General features: G+C 68.6%; 18 protein-coding genes and 1 pseudogene. 7 read left to right on the forward strand and 12 right to left on the reverse strand.

Annotation, left to right across the window (positions count from 1 at the left end; all coding sequences use genetic code 11):
- Positions 1 to 69: 69 nt before the first annotated feature.
- The 6 genes from ACK8OR_RS09695 to ACK8OR_RS09720 all read right to left on the reverse strand — a co-directional run bounded on the left by ACK8OR_RS09695 (position 70) and on the right by ACK8OR_RS09720 (position 5,391).
- Positions 70 to 417, reverse strand: coding sequence for an H-type lectin domain-containing protein (locus ACK8OR_RS09695; protein WP_410189196.1), 348 nt, complete (start codon positions 415 to 417; stop codon positions 70 to 72).
- Positions 418 to 561: 144 nt separating this feature from the next.
- Positions 562 to 969, reverse strand: coding sequence for a F0F1 ATP synthase subunit epsilon (locus ACK8OR_RS09700; RefSeq protein ID WP_298436230.1), 408 nt, complete (start codon positions 967 to 969; stop codon positions 562 to 564).
- Positions 969 to 2,393, reverse strand: a complete 1,425-nt coding sequence (atpD, locus tag ACK8OR_RS09705) for a F0F1 ATP synthase subunit beta (RefSeq protein WP_410189197.1) — start codon at positions 2,391 to 2,393, stop codon at positions 969 to 971. Before atpD ends, ACK8OR_RS09700 begins: the two co-directional genes overlap by 1 nt.
- A gap of 20 nt (positions 2,394 to 2,413) precedes the next feature.
- On the reverse strand, positions 2,414 to 3,283 hold the full coding sequence (locus ACK8OR_RS09710) for a F0F1 ATP synthase subunit gamma (RefSeq protein WP_410189198.1): 870 nt from the start codon (positions 3,281 to 3,283) through the stop codon (positions 2,414 to 2,416).
- Between the two features lie 9 nt (positions 3,284 to 3,292).
- Positions 3,293 to 4,831 (reverse strand): F0F1 ATP synthase subunit alpha, encoded by a 1,539-nt coding sequence (gene atpA / locus ACK8OR_RS09715; RefSeq protein ID WP_410189199.1) that lies wholly within the window; start codon positions 4,829 to 4,831, stop codon positions 3,293 to 3,295.
- Positions 4,831 to 5,391 (reverse strand): F0F1 ATP synthase subunit delta, encoded by a 561-nt coding sequence (locus ACK8OR_RS09720; protein WP_410189200.1) that lies wholly within the window; start codon positions 5,389 to 5,391, stop codon positions 4,831 to 4,833. The genes atpA and ACK8OR_RS09720 overlap by 1 nt, the downstream gene beginning before the upstream one ends.
- Before the next feature lie 365 nt (positions 5,392 to 5,756).
- On the opposite strand from ACK8OR_RS09720, the pseudogene ACK8OR_RS09725 reads away from it, so the two are divergent.
- A pseudogene (locus ACK8OR_RS09725) lies at positions 5,757 to 5,984 on the forward strand (CBU_0592 family membrane protein); the annotation flags it as partial.
- Between the two features lie 45 nt (positions 5,985 to 6,029).
- Here the strand turns inward: ACK8OR_RS09725 and ACK8OR_RS09730 are convergent.
- Positions 6,030 to 6,479, reverse strand: a complete 450-nt coding sequence (locus tag ACK8OR_RS09730) for a GNAT family N-acetyltransferase (RefSeq protein ID WP_410189201.1) — start codon at positions 6,477 to 6,479, stop codon at positions 6,030 to 6,032.
- Positions 6,480 to 6,585: 106 nt separating this feature from the next.
- A complete protein-coding gene (locus ACK8OR_RS09735; protein ID WP_410189202.1) occupies positions 6,586 to 7,338 on the reverse strand; it encodes a class I SAM-dependent methyltransferase in 753 nt (250 codons plus the stop codon).
- A gap of 61 nt (positions 7,339 to 7,399) precedes the next feature.
- Between ACK8OR_RS09735 and gloB the strand changes: the two genes are divergently transcribed.
- The 3 genes from gloB (at position 7,400) to ACK8OR_RS09750 (ending at position 11,952) form a co-directional block, all read left to right on the forward strand.
- Positions 7,400 to 8,155 (forward strand): hydroxyacylglutathione hydrolase, encoded by a 756-nt coding sequence (gloB, locus tag ACK8OR_RS09740; RefSeq protein WP_410189203.1) that lies wholly within the window; start codon positions 7,400 to 7,402, stop codon positions 8,153 to 8,155.
- 150 nt (positions 8,156 to 8,305) lie between these two features.
- The gene (clpA, locus tag ACK8OR_RS09745; RefSeq protein WP_410189204.1) at positions 8,306 to 10,642 is read left to right on the forward strand and encodes an ATP-dependent Clp protease ATP-binding subunit ClpA; all 2,337 of its coding nucleotides are present in this window, start codon (positions 8,306 to 8,308) and stop codon (positions 10,640 to 10,642) included.
- Between the two features lie 275 nt (positions 10,643 to 10,917).
- Positions 10,918 to 11,952, forward strand: coding sequence for a M23 family metallopeptidase (locus tag ACK8OR_RS09750; protein WP_410189205.1), 1,035 nt, complete (start codon positions 10,918 to 10,920; stop codon positions 11,950 to 11,952).
- On the opposite strand, the gene ACK8OR_RS09755 is transcribed toward ACK8OR_RS09750, so the two are convergent.
- Positions 11,949 to 12,341, reverse strand: a complete 393-nt coding sequence (locus ACK8OR_RS09755) for a rhodanese-like domain-containing protein (protein WP_410189206.1) — start codon at positions 12,339 to 12,341, stop codon at positions 11,949 to 11,951. The two genes, ACK8OR_RS09750 and ACK8OR_RS09755, sit on opposite strands and share 4 nt — an antisense overlap.
- Before the next feature lie 62 nt (positions 12,342 to 12,403).
- Between ACK8OR_RS09755 and ACK8OR_RS09760 the strand changes: the two genes are divergently transcribed.
- The gene (locus ACK8OR_RS09760) at positions 12,404 to 13,141 is read left to right on the forward strand and encodes an SDR family NAD(P)-dependent oxidoreductase (RefSeq protein WP_410189207.1); all 738 of its coding nucleotides are present in this window, start codon (positions 12,404 to 12,406) and stop codon (positions 13,139 to 13,141) included.
- Positions 13,142 to 13,143: 2 nt separating this feature from the next.
- Entirely contained in the window at positions 13,144 to 13,494 is a 351-nt protein-coding gene (locus tag ACK8OR_RS09765; RefSeq protein WP_410189208.1) for a RidA family protein, read from the forward strand.
- Positions 13,495 to 13,497: 3 nt separating this feature from the next.
- Here the strand turns inward: ACK8OR_RS09765 and ACK8OR_RS09770 are convergent, their stop codons facing one another.
- From ACK8OR_RS09770 to fsa, 3 genes are all read right to left on the reverse strand, one after another.
- A complete protein-coding gene (locus ACK8OR_RS09770; protein WP_410189209.1) occupies positions 13,498 to 14,424 on the reverse strand; it encodes a tyrosine recombinase XerC in 927 nt (308 codons plus the stop codon).
- Positions 14,421 to 15,119 (reverse strand): DUF484 family protein, encoded by a 699-nt coding sequence (locus ACK8OR_RS09775; protein WP_410189210.1) that lies wholly within the window; start codon positions 15,117 to 15,119, stop codon positions 14,421 to 14,423. The genes ACK8OR_RS09770 and ACK8OR_RS09775 overlap by 4 nt, the downstream gene beginning before the upstream one ends.
- A gap of 114 nt (positions 15,120 to 15,233) precedes the next feature.
- The gene (gene fsa, locus ACK8OR_RS09780; RefSeq protein WP_410189211.1) at positions 15,234 to 15,887 is read right to left on the reverse strand and encodes a fructose-6-phosphate aldolase; all 654 of its coding nucleotides are present in this window, start codon (positions 15,885 to 15,887) and stop codon (positions 15,234 to 15,236) included.
- A 63-nt stretch (positions 15,888 to 15,950) separates the two neighbouring features.
- On the opposite strand from fsa, the gene ACK8OR_RS09785 reads away from it, so the two are divergent.
- On the forward strand, positions 15,951 to 16,577 hold the full coding sequence (locus ACK8OR_RS09785; RefSeq protein WP_410189212.1) for a LysE family translocator: 627 nt from the start codon (positions 15,951 to 15,953) through the stop codon (positions 16,575 to 16,577).
- The last annotated feature ends 48 nt before the right edge of the window (positions 16,578 to 16,625 follow it).

Here is a 16,625-nt window from a genome sequence, read left to right on the forward strand (position 1 = left end):
GCCGTGGGTTTGGGGGCTGGCCCCCATCGCACCAAAGGGAATGCGGCGTCAGCCGTACCGCTTCGACGGTCAGACGTCCCACTCGTCATCGGCGCGGACCTCGCCGATGGCGGTCCAGTCGGCGCGGATGCGGGCGACGCGGGTGTCGCCCCAGGTGCGGAAGATCATGTCGAACGCCTCCTCGGTGACGTTGCCATGGGTCAGGTCGGCCCGCTGGTTGGTCCGCTCATCGATATCGAACATCGCCAGCGCGGTCAGGATGACGGGAATGGTCTTGAAGGGCTCGTCATACGCGATGCGGACCCGTGCCTCGCGCGGACCGCGACCCGTCCACATCTCGCCGCCATCCTCGAAATCCGAGAACATGACATGGCTGCCCTGCTGGACGCCGATGAGATGGTTGCGCAGCTTCCGCATGTCGGATCCGTACCCGTGGCCCCGTCTGATGCGGGGTCCGACGCCCAACCTATCCGAAAATCTGGCGAAAACAGGCCCCAAACGCGAAGGCTCCGGGAAAATCATCCCCGGAGCCCTCGGCGCCGTCCGCAGATCCCGCCGGGATCAGAGGTTGGGCTGGTTCGAATTGAGGCCGATCTCGCCGCCCATCGCGACCATGTCGGCCAGAAGCTTGACCGCCGCGTCGACCGCGTCGTCGCCCGCCTCGTCACGGGCGGTGCGCGCCTGGTCGACCCAGTCGTCGAAGGTCTCCTGCGTGACGTCGTCCACCGGCAGCGCCCGCTCGGCCAGGACGGTGACGCCCGAGCCGATCTCGGCGAAGCCGCCGGTGACCGCGAATTTCTGCGCGCCGCCGGGGGCCTCGACCGTCAGGATACCGGGCCGCAGGGTCGTGATGGTCGGCGCGTGGTCGGCCATCGCGGTCATGTCCCCGTCCGCGCCGGGGATGCGCACGGCATCGGCGTCGTCCATGGACGCCAGCCGCCGCTCGGGAGAGACGAGTTCGAACTGCATCAGGCCGCCTCGGCCGCCATCTTCTCGGCCTTGGCCTTCACCTCGTCGATGCCGCCGACCATGTAGAAGGCGCCTTCGGGCAGGTGATCGTACTCGCCAGCGACCACGGCCTTGAAGGACGCGACCGTCTCGGCCAGCGGAACCTGCTTGCCGTCGGCGCCGGTGAAGACCTTGGCCACGTCGAAGGGCTGGCTGAGGAAGCGCTGGATCTTCCGGGCGCGGGCCACGGTCAGCTTGTCCTCTTCCGAGAGCTCGTCCATCCCGAGGATCGCGATGATGTCCTGCAGCGACTTGTAGCGCTGGAGGATGCCCTGCACGTCACGCGCGACGGCGTAATGTTCCTCGCCGATGACGGCGGGGTCGAGCAGGCGCGAGGTCGAGTCGAGCGGGTCCACGGCCGGGTAGATGCCCAGCTCGGAGATGGCGCGCGACAGAACGGTCGTGGCGTCGAGGTGGGCAAACGACGTGGCGGGCGCGGGGTCGGTCAGGTCGTCGGCGGGCACGTAGACGGCCTGCACCGAGGTGATCGAGCCCTGCTTGGTCGAGGTGATCCGCTCCTGCATCTGGCCCATGTCGGTGGCCAGCGTCGGCTGGTAGCCCACGGCGGAGGGAATACGGCCCAAAAGCGCCGACACCTCGGAGCCCGCCTGCGTGAAGCGGAAGATGTTGTCGACGAAGAACAAAACGTCCGTGCCCGACTGGTCGCGGAACTGCTCGGCCAGCGTCAGGCCGGTCAGGGCCACGCGCATGCGCGCACCGGGAGGCTCGTTCATCTGGCCGTAGACCAGCGACACCTTCGACTGCGACAGGTCGTCGGGGACGATGACGCCGGATTCGATCATCTCGTGATAGAGGTCGTTGCCCTCGCGCGTCCGCTCGCCCACGCCGGCGAAGACCGAGAAGCCCGAGTGGACCTTGGCGATGTTGTTGATCAGCTCCATGATCAGGACCGTCTTGCCGACGCCCGCACCACCAAAGAGGCCGATCTTGCCGCCCTTGGCATAGGGCGCCAGCAGGTCGATGACCTTGATGCCGGTCTCGAGCACGGCGCTCTCGGTCGACTGGGCCTGGAACTCGGGCGCGTCGGCGTGGATCGAGCGATGCTCGTCGGCCTCGACGGGCGCGCCCTCGTCGACGGGCTCGCCCACGACGTTCAGGATGCGGCCCAGCGTGGCGTTGCCCACGGGGATTGTGATCGGGCCGCCCGTGTCCTTGACCTCCTGGCCGCGGACCAGACCCTCGGTGGCGTCCATCGCGATCGCGCGGACGGTATTCTCGCCGAGATGCTGGGCGACTTCGAGGACGAGGCGGTTGCCGTGGTTGTCCGTCTCGAGCGCGTTGAGGATCTCGGGCAGGGCATCGTCGAACTGAACGTCGACGACGGCGCCGATGACCTGGGTAATCTTGCCGACTGCGTTTGCCATGTCGTGTGTCTCCGGTTCGGTCAGAGCGCCTCGGCGCCCGAAATGATTTCGATCAGCTCGTTGGTGATGACGGCCTGCCGCGAGCGGTTGTACTCGATGGTCAGCTTGTCGATCATCTCGCCCGCGTTGCGGGTCGCGTTGTCCATCGCCGACATCCGCGCGCCCTGTTCGGAGGCCGCGTTCTCGAGCAGGGCCGAGAAGATCGCCGTCGCCACGCCGCGCGGCAGAAGGTCGGCGAGGATCGCCTCCTCGTTCGGCTCGTAGTCATAGAGCGATCCCGTCTCGGCATCCTCGGGGACGTCGAAGGGAATGACCTGCTGCGCGGTCGGATCCTGCGAGATCACCGAGTTGAACTTGGCGTAGAACAGCGTCGCCACGTCGAACTCGCCCGCGTCGAACCGCTTGAGCACGTCCGCCGCGATGCCCGCGGCATCGGCATACCCGATGCGCTTCACCTCGGTCAGGTCGATATGCCCGACATTGTACTGGCCGTATTCACGCTTGAGCGACTCGCGGCCCTTCTTGCCGACGGTCAGGATCTTGACGGTCTTGCCCGCGCCCAGAAGCTTCTGGGCATGGGCCTTCGCCAGCTTGGCGATATTCGCGTTGAAGCCACCGCAGAGCCCGCGCTCGGCGGTCAGCACGATCAGCAGATGCGTCTCGTCCGAGCCCGTCCCCGACAGAAGCTTCGGGGCCGTGTCGCTGTCGCCGGCACCGGCGGCCAGCGACGACAGCACCGCGTTGAACCGCTCCGTGTAGGGGCGGCTCGCCTCGGCGGCGTCCTGGGCACGACGGAGCTTGGCCGCCGCGACCATCTGCATGGCCTTGGTGATCTTGCGGGTCGACTTGACCGTCGCGATCCGGTTCTTGAGGTCCTTGAGATTGGGCATCGTCCGGCCTTACGCGAAGGTCTTGGCGTATGCGTCGATCTCGGCCTTCAGCTTGTCCTCGGCGTCGCCCTTGATCTTGGGGTCGTCCTTGGTGATCCAGTCGAGCACGTCCTTGCCCGCGCCGCGCATGTGGCTCAGCAGGCCCGCCTCCCAGCGGCCGACATCCTTGACCGGCACCTTGTCGAGGTAACCCTTGGTGCCCGCATAGATGACGGCCACGATCTCGGCATTGGTCAGCGGCGAATATTGCGGCTGCTTCATCAGCTCGGTCAGGCGCGCGCCGCGGGCCAGAAGCTGCTGCGTCGAGGCGTCGAGATCCGAGCCGAACTGCGCGAAGGCCGCCATCTCGCGATACTGCGCGAGCGAAAGCTTCACGGGACCGGCGACCGACTTCATCGAGTCCGTCTGGGCCGACGAGCCGACGCGCGACACCGAGAGGCCGGTGTTCACGGCGGGGCGGATGCCCTGGAAGAACAGCTCCGTCTCGAGGAAGATCTGGCCGTCGGTGATCGAGATCACGTTGGTCGGGATGAACGCCGACACGTCGCCGCCCTGCGTCTCGATGATCGGCAGCGCCGTCAGCGAGCCGTTCCCGGCCTCGTCGCCCAGCTTGCACGACCGCTCCAGCAGGCGCGAGTGGAGGTAGAACACGTCGCCCGGATAGGCTTCGCGGCCGGGCGGGCGGCGCAGCAGGAGCGACATCTGGCGGTAGGACACGGCCTGCTTCGAGAGGTCGTCGTAGACAATCAGCGCATGGCGGCCGTTGTCGCGGAAATACTCGGCCATCGCGGTCGCGGCGTAGGGCGCGAGGAACTGCATCGGCGCGGGCTCGGAGGCGGTCGCGGCGACGACGATGGAATAGTCGATGGCGCCCGATTCCTCGAGGCGCTTCACGAGCTGCGCCACGGTCGAGCGCTTCTGGCCGATCGCGACGTAGACGCAGTAGAGCTTCTTCGACTCATCGTCGCCGGCGGCCTTGTTGTAGCTCGCCTGGTTCAGGATCGCGTCGAGCGCCACGGCGGTCTTGCCGGTCTGGCGGTCGCCGATGATCAGCTCGCGCTGGCCACGGCCGATCGGGATCATGGCGTCGACGGACTTCAGGCCCGTGGCCATCGGCTCGTGAACGGATTTGCGCGGGATGATACCCGGCGCCTTGACGTCGGCCACGCGGCGCTCGGTGGCCTTGATCGGGCCCTTGCCGTCCAGCGGGTTGCCGAGGCCGTCCACGACACGGCCCAGCAGCGCGTCGCCCGCGGGCACGTCCACGATCGAGTTCGTGCGCTTGACGGTGTCGCCTTCCTTGATGTCCCGGTCCGAGCCGAAGATCACGACGCCCACGTTGTCGGCTTCGAGGTTCAGGGCCATGCCCTGGATGCCGCCCGGAAACTCGACCATCTCGCCGGCCTGGACGTTGTCGAGGCCGTAGACGCGCGCGATGCCGTCGCCGACCGACAGGACGCGACCGACCTCGGCGACCTCGGCCTCTTGGCCGAAGTTCTTGATCTGATCCTTCAGGATCGCGGAAATCTCGGCTGCCTGAATGGCCATCAGCGGACCTCTTTCATCGTATTCTGGAGTGCGTTGAGCTTCGCGCGGATCGAGGTGTCGATCATGCGCGAGCCGATCTTGACCACGAGACCGCCGATCAGCGCGTCGTCCACGGTCACATCTAGGTTGACGTCCTTGCCCGTCGACGCCTTGAGCGTCGAGGCGAGCTTGTCGGACTGGGCCTTCGACAGGGCCTTGGCCGTGCGGACCTCGGCGGTCACCTCGCCCTTTTCGTCCGACAGCATGTCCTTGAGGGCCTTGACCATCTGCGGCACCACGAAGAGCCGCCGCTTCGACGCCATCAGCGCCAGCACGTTCGAGACGGTGTCGGTCAGACCCATCTTCGCGGCGAGGGCGGCCAGCGCGTTGCCCTGATCGGTGCGCGAGACCACCGGCGAGGTTAGAACCTCGCGCAGCTCAGGCGAGGCCGCGATGGCATCGTCGAGGGCGGTGACATCCGACTCCAGCTTCTTGAGGTCGCCGGCATCGCGGCTGAGGTCGAAGACGGCTTGCGCGTAGCGCGCGGCAATCCCCATCGAGATCGAAGCTGGTTCGGACACGTCCACCCTTTCGATAATCGGTCGAACTGTCCCCGATCCCCCGGTGGCAGCCCATTTCAGATCGGTCCCGAGGGGTCCGATCACGATTTCGCGCTCCCTCTAGCAGAGGGGTTTGGCTGCTGCAACCAGCGTCCAGCATGCGGTTTCGTCGCAGCCAACACCCCTGCGCCGCAACCTCGGACACGCCGTCATGCCGCACTGCCGCATGGGCGATCGCGGCACCCAGCCCCGACCCGCGCGCAACCCGGAGAATCACGTTCGGGGTCGGGTTTCCCCCACTCTCCCGCCGCCGCGCCTGCCGCTAGGTCAGGGGGCAGCCCGGTCGATCACCGCCGGGCCCGCAGGCCACGCTGAAGGAGACCGGAATGCAGATAGAACTCGCCGGCGTGCCCGTCCTCCAACTGCTCGGCCTCGCCGGCGCCGCCTGCTACATCGTCAACTACACCCTCGTGACGTCCCGCTGGCTCAGCACCGATCGCGTCACCTATTTCGTCCTCAACCTCCTCGCCGCCGGGATGGTGATGGCCAGCCTCGGGCACGCCTTCAACATCGCCTCGCTGGTGATCCAGGTCTTCTTCATCGCCGTCAGCTTCGTCGGGATCGCCACACGGATGCGCCGATCCTGCCGTCGCCCCCGATCAGAGCCGTCGCAGGTAGGTCACCTTGTCGATCCCGTCGCCGTAATAGCCCGGTATGGTGGCGACGCGGTCGAACCTGAGGCTGGCATAGAGCGCCCGCGCGGCGGCCTGATCCTCGACCGACGCCGTGTCGATCAGGAGCATCCGGCCCCCGGCGGCACGGGCATGGGCCTCGGCCTCGGTCACGAGCGCGCGGCCGATCCCGGCGCGCTGCGCGGACGGATCTACCGCGAGGAACAAGAGGTTCCAGACCGCGTCGGACATCGCCTCGGGGGCCAGCATAGCGGCCCCGTGGCCGTCGCCATCTACGAAGAGGACGGTTCCGGCGGCCGTCTCGCGCAGGCTCTCGCCGAAGGCTGCGGCGTCGTCTGCGTCGAACAGGCCGGATCGGACGGCGATGTCGACGATCGTCGGGTGGTCCGCCGGTCGGGCGGTGCGGATCATGGTCATGGATTGGTGCTTTCGATCAGAACGGACGACCCCGCGGCATGCGCGGGGGGACTGCGGCGGCCCGCAGATCGAAACGCCGCCACTCTGGGCGCCGCCCCCGCCCCGGTCAACCCGTGCGACCGGCCGCCGTCGGCTCGGGCACGCCCTCGAGAACGCGCAGCGGGCGCCTGACCCGCTCGGCCAGGCCGGGCCGCGGACGCGCGGGCACCTGCTTGGACACTTCGAGGAAGATCACGCCGCCGCCGCCCGACCGGCTGAGCCGCTGGCCCATCCGCTCCACCACGCCGCCCGCGCGCAGCCAGAAATTGCTGGCCGAGGGCGGCGCGAAAAGGGCCGCCGCGTGGCGCTCCGGAACGAGGCCCGCTCGCTTGACCTGTGCCTCGAGCTGGCCCAGCGAATAGGGCCGCCCGAAGCCGAAGGGCGTCCGGTCCCGCCGCGCCCAGAGGCCCGAGCGGTTCGGCACGATGAAGACCGCGCGCCCGCCCGGCCCCAGCACGCGGGCGCATTCGTCCAGAAGGGCCGTCGGGTTCTCGGACGTATCCAGCCCGTGCAGCAGCACTAGCTTGTCCACCGCGCCCGTCTCGATCGGCCAGAGCGTCTCCTCGACCAGCACCGAGACGTTCTTCATACCCGCGGGCCAGTGCATCACCCCCTGCGGCGCGGGCATCAGCCCGATCACGCGCCGCGCATCCGCAAGATACGGCCGCAGCAGCGGCACCGCGAAGCCGAACCCCGCGACGGTCTGGCCCTTGGCCTCGGGCCAGAGCGCGGTCAGCCGGTCGCGCACGGCCTTCTGCGCCGCGCGGCCCAGCCGCGTGCGATAGTAGAACTGCCGCAGGTCCAGCACATCCAGATGCATCGGTTTCGCATTGCCCCGTCGTCGCGTCGCGCCATGCTTACCCCGACACCGGGAGAAAGCCATGACCATCCGCGATAGCCTGACCACGATCCCCTGCCTGTCGGACAATTACGCCTTCCTCTTCGAGAGCGGCGACCGCCGTGCCGTGGTCGACGTCCCCGAGGCGGGGCCGATCCTCGCGGCGCTGGACGGGCGGCCGCTGACGGACATCCTGCTGACGCATCACCACTGGGACCATGTCGACGGGGTGGCCGACCTCGTGGCGGCGACGGGGGCGAAGGTCTGGGGGGCGGCCGCCGACGCCCACCGCCTGCCGCCGCTCGATCACGCGCTCGCCCCCGGCGACGTGATCGAGATCGGCACCGCGCGCGCGGGCATCATCGACGTCTCGGGGCATACGATCGGACATATCGCGTTCCTCTTCGACGACGTGGCCTTCACCGGCGACAGCCTGATGGCCGCGGGCTGCGGACGCCTCTTCGAAGGTACGCCCGAGCAGATGCACGCGAGCCTCGCGCAATTCGCCGACCTTCCCGACGACATGCTGATCGCGTCGGGTCACGAGTACACGACCTCGAACCTCGCCTTCGCGCGCAGCCTTGAACCGGGCAACCCGGCGCTTATTTCTAGACAGACCGAGACGGAGCGACTGCGGTCGGAGGGTGAGCCTTCCGTCCCCTCCACACTCGGGCTTGAGCGTCACACCAACCCGTTCCTGCGTGCCCACGACCCCGCTCTGAAGGCCGCGACCGGAACCATCGAACAATCGGACACCGACACCTTTGCCGCCGCCCGGCGTGCGAAGGATGCCTTCTGATGCAACGTCCCCGCCGACAAATCGGTCACCTTCGGGTGAAACGAGGTCGCACCGGCCACGAAAAGGCTTGAAGCGAGGCGGGCGACAACCAAAACTTAAAGGAACGCGGTCTATACCCCCGTGGACCGCAGACAGGCTGAGGAGAACATCATGCCGTCGTTCTCGAATACCCTCGAGCAAGCCATCCATGCGGCTCTGGCCCAGGCCAATGCCCGGCGCCACGAACTCGCCACCCTCGAACATCTCCTGCTGGTCCTCATCGACGAGCCGGATGCCGCCCGCGTCATGCAGGCCTGCGGCGTCGACCTCGACGAGCTGCGACAGACGGTCGAAGCCTTCATCGAGGACGATCTCTCCACCCTCGTCACCGATGTCGAGGGCTCCGAAGCCGTGCCCACCGCCGCCTTCCAGCGCGTGATCCAGCGCGCCGCGATCCATGTCCAGTCCTCCGGCCGGACCGAGGTGACTGGCGCCAACGTCCTCGTCGCGATCTTCGCCGAGCGGGAATCGAATGCCGCCTATTTCCTGCAGGAGCAGGACATGACCCGCTACGACGCGGTCAACTTCATCGCCCACGGCGTCGCCAAGGACCCCGATTTCGGCGAGGCGCGTCCGCTGCAGGGTTCCGACGAGGAAGACGAGGGCTTCGGCGGCGGCGGCGAGGGTGGGCCCAACCCGTCCGAGAACCGCGAAAGCGCGCTGGCCAAGTACACGGTCGATCTCAACAAGAAGTCCTCGGACGGCGATATCGACCCGCTGATCGGGCGCGAGCACGAGGTCGAGCGGTCGATCCAGGTGCTCTGCCGCCGACGCAAGAACAACCCGCTCCTAGTGGGCGATCCGGGCGTCGGCAAGACCGCCATCGCCGAGGGCCTGGCCCTCAAGATCGTCAAGGGCGAGGTGCCCGAGGTTCTGTCGGGTGCCACGATCTATTCGCTCGACATGGGCGCGCTCCTGGCGGGCACGCGCTATCGCGGCGATTTCGAGGAACGCCTCAAGGCCGTCGTCACCGAGCTCGAGGAGCATCCCGACGCCGTCCTCTTCATCGACGAGATCCATACCGTGATCGGCGCCGGCGCCACGTCCGGCGGCGCGATGGACGCGTCCAACCTCCTCAAGCCCGCGCTTGCGGGCGGCAAGCTGCGGACCATGGGCTCCACAACCTACAAGGAGTTCCGGCAGCATTTCGAGAAGGACCGCGCCCTGTCGCGCCGGTTCCAGAAGATCGACGTCAACGAGCCGACGGTCGAGGACACCGTCAAGATCCTCAAGGGTCTCAAGTCGCGCTTCGAGGATCACCATTCGATCAAGTACACGGCCGATGCCATCAAGTCGGCGGTCGAGCTGTCGGCGCGCTACGTCAACGACCGCAAGCTGCCCGACAAGGCGATCGACGTGATCGACGAGGCGGGCGCGGCCCAGGCGCTGGTGACCGAGTCGAAGCGGCGCAAGACCATCGGCGTCAAGGAGATCGAGGCCGTCGTGGCCAAGATCGCCCGCATCCCGCCCAAGACCGTCTCGAAGGACGACCAGGAGGTGCTGCGCGACCTCGAAGGCTCGCTCAAGCGCGTCGTCTTCGGTCAGGACCCGGCGATCGAGGCGCTGGCCTCGGCCATCAAGCTGGCCCGCGCGGGTCTGCGCGAGCCCGAGAAGCCGATCGGCAACTACCTCTTCGCGGGGCCCACGGGCGTCGGCAAGACCGAGGTGGCCAAGCAGCTCGCCGATACGCTCGGCGTCGAGATGCTGCGCTTCGACATGTCGGAATACATGGAGAAGCACGCCGTCTCGCGCCTGATCGGTGCACCGCCGGGCTATGTCGGCTTCGACCAGGGCGGCCTTCTGACCGATGGCGTCGACCAGCACCCGCATTGCGTGCTGCTGCTCGACGAGATCGAGAAGGCCCATCCGGACGTGTTCAACATCCTCCTGCAGGTGATGGATCACGGCAGGCTGACCGACCATAACGGCCGGGCGGTGGACTTCCGGAACGTCGTCCTGATCATGACGTCGAACGCCGGCGCCTCGGATGCCGCGCGGGAGCCTCTGGGCTTCGGCCGCTCCAAGCGCGAGGGCGAGGACACCGCCGCCATCGAGCGGACGTTCACGCCCGAGTTCCGCAACCGCCTCGACGCGATCATCAGCTTCGGCGCCCTGCCGAAGGAGACGATCCTGCAGGTGGTCGAGAAGTTCGTCCTCCAGCTCGAGGCGCAGCTTCTGGATCGCGGCGTCACGATCGAGCTGACCCGTGCGGCGGCGGAATGGATCGCCGACAAGGGCTATGACGACAAGATGGGCGCCCGCCCGTTGGCCCGCGTCATCCAGGAGCATGTCAAGAAGCCGCTCGCCGAGGAGCTGCTCTTCGGCAAGCTCGCCAAGGGCGGCCTTGTGAAGGTCGGCATCAAGAACGGCGAACTCGATCTCCGGATCGAGGAGCCGGGCGCGCCGAAGATCGCCAACAAGAAGCCGCCGCTCCTGACGGCGGAGTGACCCGGCCCGACACATACGCCCCCGCCGCAGCGATGCGGCGGGGGCTTTTCGTGCGCGCAGTGGGGGCGTTGCGGGCGATCGCATGTCGGACCGCTCCTCCGTCGCCCACGCTGACCGAACGCGCCCGCCCCGATGACGCGATGTGCTTCGCAGGCCCATCGGCCCGCGTCGCGTATCCGCGCGAAAGCGCGGCGCTGTCCCACCTCGATCCGAGTTCTGCGCAGGAGCAGCCTCCCGACTGGCCGCTTGCGCGTCTGCATCCTCCGCTTCGCCCCGTGAGCGAGACGAGGGCGCAGGGCGACGATGCGAGGCCCCGCCCCCGCGCGCCAGTTCACGGCACTCCGACCCGCGGCAATCGCATAGTCCGGGACCTACGCGCGACGACATCCACCGCCGGATGGCGCGTCGCCGCCATCGCGCTCGCCGCGTTCGTGGCCCCGCCCGCCGCCGCGCAGGAGTTCCGGCTGGCCCTCCCGCTCGATTGCACGCTTGGCGAGACCTGCGACATCCAGCAATATGTCGACGCCGATCCCGGTCCCGGCGCGCGGGATTATACCGGGGGATTCCAGGCCTATGACGGCCATCAGGGCACCGATTTCCGCGTCCCCGATCTCGAGGCGATGGCGGCGGGCGTACCCATTCTCGCGCCCGCGCCGGGGACCGTCGCGGGCATCCGCAACACCGTTCCCGACGGCACCTTCCCCGAGGGGCAGGATTGCGGCAACGGCCTGCGGATCGACCATGGCGGCGGCTGGTCGACGCAGCTGTGCCACTTCGCGCAGGGCTCCGTCACCGTGACCCCCGGCGACCGCGTCCAGACCGGCGATGTCCTGGGCCGGATGGGCATGACCGGGCGCACCCAGTTCCCCCATGTCCACATCACCGTCCGGCGCGGCGACACCGTCGTCGATCCCTTCGTCGAGGGGCTCTGGTCCGATCCGCCCGACTACGCACCCGGCGGCCTGCTCTCGGCGGGGTTCTCGGACGCGATCCCGGAATTCGACGCGATCCGGGCCGGGACGGCCGATGCCGCCGAGCTGCCGGTGACCGCCCCCGCGCTGGTCCTCTGGGGACAGGTCTTCGGCGGACAGGCGGGCGATGTCGTCCGGCTGTCGATCACCGGCCCGGGCGGCCGCGACGTCTTCGCGACCGAGCAGGTGCTGGAGCGGACGCAGGCGCTTCTCTTCCGGGCGGGCGGACGACGGTTGCGCGAGGCGCGCTGGCGCGGCGGCGACTATGTCGGGCGGGTCGAGCTGGACCGGAACGGCACGGTGATCGACGCGATCGAGACGCGGATCGCGCTGCGCTAGCCCTGCGGCGCGTCGGTCTTCGGCGCCGGGATCTCGACCGGGGCCGCGGCCTCGACCCAGGCCTCCATCCCGCCATCCAGATGCGCGACCTCGAAGCCCATATCGGTGAGGGTCGCCGCGGCCAGCGCCGACCGCCAGCCCATCGCGCAATGCAGCACGTACGGCCCCGGCCCGGCGAACACCTCGCGGTGATAGGGCGAGGTCGGATCCCACCAGAATTCCAGCATCCCGCGCGGCGCGTGAACCGAGCCCGGGATGCGTCCCTTGGCCCGCTCGCGCACGTCGCGGATATCGACGATCACGGCCTCGGGCGTGGCCCGCAGCCGCGCCACGTCCCATTCCTCGATCTTCGTGCGGGCCTCGGCCACAAGCTGTTCGACGGTCTTCATGGGGACACGTTGACGCGGAGGCGGACCGGGTTCAAGCATCTCCGGCAACAGGGAGGATCGCCATGGACCGCATCGCATTGATCACCGGGGGCGCGCAGGGCATCGGCCGCGCCTGCGCCGAGGCGCTGGCCGAGGATGGCTGCCGCGTCGTGCTGGCCGACATCAAGGAGAGTGTCCACGACAGCGCGAAGGCCTTGGGCGGCACGGGCTATGTCTGCGACATGGGCGACCCGGCCGCGGTGGCGAAGCTCTTCGACGACATGGAGCGCGATGTCGGGCCGGCCTCGATCCTCGTGAACAATGCCGGCATCGCCATCGCGGGGGACTTCCTGACGATGTCCGAGGCCGATTTCCGCCGCGTCCTCGACGTCAACCTCGTGGGCGTATTCCTCGCCACCCAGCGCGCCGCGACCGCGATGATCGACAACGGGATCTCGGGCGCGGTGGTCAACATGTCCTCGATCAACGCACAGGTCGCGATCCCGGCCATCGCGGGATATTGTGCGTCGAAGGGCGGCGTGATGCAGCTGACCAAGGTGGCGTCGCTCGCGCTGGCCCCGCACGGCATCCGCGTCAATGCGGTGGGGCCGGGCAGCATCGATACCGAGATGATGGCTGCGGTGAACGCCGACCCCGCTGCCTTCGACCGCGCGATGTCGCGCACGCCCCTGAAGCGGCCCGGCACCGCGCGCGAGATCGGCGATGTCGTGGCGTTCCTCGCCTCCGACAAGGCCAGCTACGTAACGGGCGAAACCATCTATGTCGACGGCGGACGCCTCGGCCTCAACTACACGGTGTGACCATGTTGGAACGAAAGCATACGACCGACCGGATGAGCCAGATCGTGACCCATGGCGACACGATCTATCTGGCGGGGCAGGTGGGCGAAGGCGCCACCGTGACCGAACAGACCCGCGACATGTTGGCCAAGGTCGACGCCCTCCTGAAGGAGGCCGGGTCGAGCCGCGAGCACATGCTGCAGGCGATCATCTGGCTGGCCGACATGGCCGATTTCGCCGAGATGAACGCGGTCTGGGACGACTGGGTGCCGAAGGGCCATGCACCCGCCCGCGCCGCGGGCGAGGCCGCGCTGGCGACGCCGGATTTCCGGGTCGAGGTCATCGTCACGGCGGCCAAGGCCGGCTGGCGCTAGGGCTCAGCGCCCGTGCGGATGCGCGCGGGCGTAGGTCTCCATCAGGTGCGCGGCATCGACGCCCGTATAGGCCTGCGTGGTGCTGAGCGAGGCATGGCCCAGAAGCTCCTGGATGGTGCGCAGGTCGCCGCCGGCTTCGAGCAGGTGGGTCGCGAAGCTGTGCCGGAGCGCATGGGGCGTGGCGGTCGCGGGCAGGCCGAGCTGCATTCGCGCCCGCGCCATCACGCCCGACACGAGGCGCGGCGACAGCGGCCCGCCCCGCGCGCCCCGGAAGAGGGGTGATACGGCGTCGAGATCGTGGGGACAGGCGCGCCGGTAGGCCTCCACCGCCGTCCGCGCGGCCGGGAGCACGGGGACCAGCCGGTCCTTGCCGCCCTTGCCCCGGATGCGCAACATATCGGGCAGGGGCGCATCCGCGCCGGTGAGGCCCAACCCCTCCGAGATGCGCAGCCCGCAGCCGTAGAGCACCGTCACCACGGCCACGTCACGCGCGGCGATCCAGGGCGTCGCGTGCTGCAAGCCAACGGTTGCGATCAGGTCCTTAGCCGCGTCCTGCGGCAAGGGGCGCGGCAGCGGCGTCTTGAAGCGCGGCGCGCGGGTCGAGAGGATGGCGGTCGGGTCGAAGCCCTCGCGCTCGCAGAGCCAGCGGATGAAGGATTTCACTGCCGAGAGGCGTCGCGCCACGGACCGGGCGGCGGTGCCGCGCACCCGCTCGGACGCCATCCAGGCACGCATGTCGGTCGACCCCAGCCCAGCCACCTGCCCCAGACCCATCGGCCCACCCCGATGGCCCGCCTGGAACGCCATGAACTGCGCGACGTCCGCGCCGTAGGCCGTCAGCGTCGCGGGCGAGGCCCCGTCGAGGGCCCGCAGATGCGCCAGCCACGCGTCCAGCGCATCGCGCAAGGCGGGGCTGAGTTCGAGGCTCACCCGAGGTGGCGGCGCAGCACCCGCTCGAACGCGCCGGTGAAGAAGGCCAGAAGCTCGGTGCCCTGGTTGGCGCGGAACTGGTGCGGATCCTCGGCGCCCATCGCCAGCATCCCCGGCAGCCGCCCCTCACCGAGGTCGAGCTGCATCAGCGCCTCGGACCGGATCCATTCGGCGGCGTCACCGAAGACGCGGTCCGACGCCGTATCGCACTGCCGAAGGGTGATCTGGCGGACCGGGACTTCGCGCCCCTGGGTCACGTAGGTCGTCACGAAGCCGTCCTTGACCGGTGCGATGGCCGGATGCGGCGCGGCCTGCGGCTCGGCGCTCTCCAGCACGAGCGACACGCGGTCCACCCGCAGGATGTCCGCGAGATCCGCGGTCAGCAGGTCCAGCATCGCCGACAGGTCGTCGCAATCCAGAAGCCGCAGCACGCAGCGATGTATCTGGTTGGTGCCCGCGAGGTTCTCGTAGGCGGCGGCGATGACGCTGCGATGCGTATCCTCCAGCCGGTCGAGCCGCGTCTCCAGCCGGTCCATCGCGATGCCGCGCAGGTCGACGATGTTCTGACCCATCTGGCTTTCGTTGGCCGAGATGAGGGCGCGCATCAGGTCGCGGTCCTCAAGGATCATGTCGGGGTCGGTCAGCACGCGGTCACGCCAATCGTGACCGCTGCTCCGCGCGGTGTTGTCTGCCATCTGCCTCTCGCTCCGGTCTATGCCGATTGCGGTCTGGCTAGCACGGGTGTCCCGCCCCGGTCACGCGCCGCGACGGGCGCGGCGCGGATTTCTCCACAGGGTGTGGCGCGCGTCTTACAGGATCGACTGGCCGGTCTTGGCCCAGTCCGCGAGGAACGCGTCGAGTCCCTTGTCGGTCAGCACGTGGTTGGCCATCGCCTTGATGACGCCCGGCGGCGCGGTGGCCACGTCGGCGCCGATCAGCGCCGCGTCCTTCATGTGGTTCGCGCTGCGGATCGATGCGGCGAGGATCTGCGTCTTGAAATCGTAGTTGTCGTAGATCGTGCGGATATCCTGGATCAGGTCCATCCCGTCCATGTTGAGGTCGTCCAGCCGACCGATGAAGGGCGAGATGAACGTCGCCCCGGCCTTGGCCGCGATCAGCGCCTGGTTGGCGCTGAAGCACAGGGTGACGTTGACCTGCGTGCCCTCGTCCGAGAGCGTCTTGCAGGTCTTCAAGCCCGCCCAGGTCAGCGGAACCTTGACGCAGATATTCGGCGCGATCTTCGCGAGGTGGCGGCCCTCGGCGATCATGTCGTCATACTCGGTCGCGACGACTTCCGCCGAGACGGGGCCGTCGACCATATCGGCGATTTCCTTGGTGACCTCCTGGATGTCGCGCCCCGCCTTCATGATGAGCGACGGGTTTGTGGTCACGCCGTCGACCATGCCCAGATCGTTCAGCTCGCGGATGGAATCGATATCGGCGGTGTCGACGAAGAATTTCATGGTGGCCTCGGTTCAGGTGGGGTTTCGTGGGCGACATACCCCATTCGCCCCGGAGAGACCATCATGGACCCGACCCTCTGGCTGACCTTCGTCGCCGCCTCCGCCGCCCTGCTGGCCATTCCCGGCCCGACGATCCTTCTGGTGCTGAGCTATGCGCTCGCCCAGGGACGCCGGGTCGCGGTCGCCTCGGCGGCGGGCGTGGCACTGGGCGACCTGATCGCGATGACGGCCTCGCTGGCGGGGCTGGGCGCACTGGTTCTGGCGTCGGCGACACTGTTCACGGTGCTGAAATGGCTGGGCGCGGCCTATCTCGTGTGGATGGGGATCAAGCTCTGGCGCTCGGCGGGGACGGCCAGGCTCGGCGACGTGACGACCGGCACGGTGACCCCCCGCGCCGTGTTCGGCCACGCGGCGCTGGTGACCGCGCTCAACCCGAAATCCATCGTCTTCTTCATCGCCTTCGTGCCGCAATTCCTTCGCCCGGCCGAACCGCTGATCCCGCAATTCGCCATCCTGATCGCGACCTTCGTGACGCTCGCGACGCTGAACGCGCTGCTCTACGCGCTCCTGGCCGACCGGATGCGCGCAGGGCTCCGCCGCCCGGCCGTCCTGCGCGCGCTGACCCGCGCGGGCGGCGGCGCGCTGATCGCCATGGGCGCCGTCACCGCCCTGACCCGCCGCGCGGCCTGAGGCCTTTCACCGACCGTTAACCGCACAGGTCCAGAACCCCTCCCGTCG

This window comes from Jannaschia halovivens (genome assembly GCF_046452375.1).
In the GTDB taxonomy this organism is placed as follows: domain Bacteria; phylum Pseudomonadota; class Alphaproteobacteria; order Rhodobacterales; family Rhodobacteraceae; genus Jannaschia; species Jannaschia halovivens.

What these genes read in the sequence shown, in the direction of transcription:
- ACK8OR_RS09735 (WP_410189202.1), bottom strand. Translation starts at nt 7,338, where the DNA reads ATGCATCTGGATGTGCTGGACCTGCGGCAGTTCTACTATCGCACGCGG.
- ACK8OR_RS09765 (WP_410189208.1), top strand. Translation starts at nt 13,144, where the DNA reads ATGTTGGAACGAAAGCATACGACCGACCGGATGAGCCAGATCGTGACC.
- ACK8OR_RS09700 (WP_298436230.1), bottom strand. Translation starts at nt 969, where the DNA reads ATGCAGTTCGAACTCGTCTCTCCCGAGCGGCGGCTGGCGTCCATGGAC.
- ACK8OR_RS09785 (WP_410189212.1), top strand. Translation starts at nt 15,951, where the DNA reads ATGGACCCGACCCTCTGGCTGACCTTCGTCGCCGCCTCCGCCGCCCTG.
- atpA (WP_410189199.1), bottom strand. Translation starts at nt 4,831, where the DNA reads ATGGCCATTCAGGCAGCCGAGATTTCCGCGATCCTGAAGGATCAGATC.
- ACK8OR_RS09775 (WP_410189210.1), bottom strand. Translation starts at nt 15,119, where the DNA reads ATGGCAGACAACACCGCGCGGAGCAGCGGTCACGATTGGCGTGACCGC.
- ACK8OR_RS09695 (WP_410189196.1), bottom strand. Translation starts at nt 417, where the DNA reads ATGCGGAAGCTGCGCAACCATCTCATCGGCGTCCAGCAGGGCAGCCAT.
- ACK8OR_RS09730 (WP_410189201.1), bottom strand. Translation starts at nt 6,479, where the DNA reads ATGACCATGATCCGCACCGCCCGACCGGCGGACCACCCGACGATCGTC.
- ACK8OR_RS09755 (WP_410189206.1), bottom strand. Translation starts at nt 12,341, where the DNA reads ATGAAGACCGTCGAACAGCTTGTGGCCGAGGCCCGCACGAAGATCGAG.
- atpD (WP_410189197.1), bottom strand. Translation starts at nt 2,393, where the DNA reads ATGGCAAACGCAGTCGGCAAGATTACCCAGGTCATCGGCGCCGTCGTC.
- ACK8OR_RS09710 (WP_410189198.1), bottom strand. Translation starts at nt 3,283, where the DNA reads ATGCCCAATCTCAAGGACCTCAAGAACCGGATCGCGACGGTCAAGTCG.
- gloB (WP_410189203.1), top strand. Translation starts at nt 7,400, where the DNA reads ATGACCATCCGCGATAGCCTGACCACGATCCCCTGCCTGTCGGACAAT.
- clpA (WP_410189204.1), top strand. Translation starts at nt 8,306, where the DNA reads ATGCCGTCGTTCTCGAATACCCTCGAGCAAGCCATCCATGCGGCTCTG.
- ACK8OR_RS09760 (WP_410189207.1), top strand. Translation starts at nt 12,404, where the DNA reads ATGGACCGCATCGCATTGATCACCGGGGGCGCGCAGGGCATCGGCCGC.
- fsa (WP_410189211.1), bottom strand. Translation starts at nt 15,887, where the DNA reads ATGAAATTCTTCGTCGACACCGCCGATATCGATTCCATCCGCGAGCTG.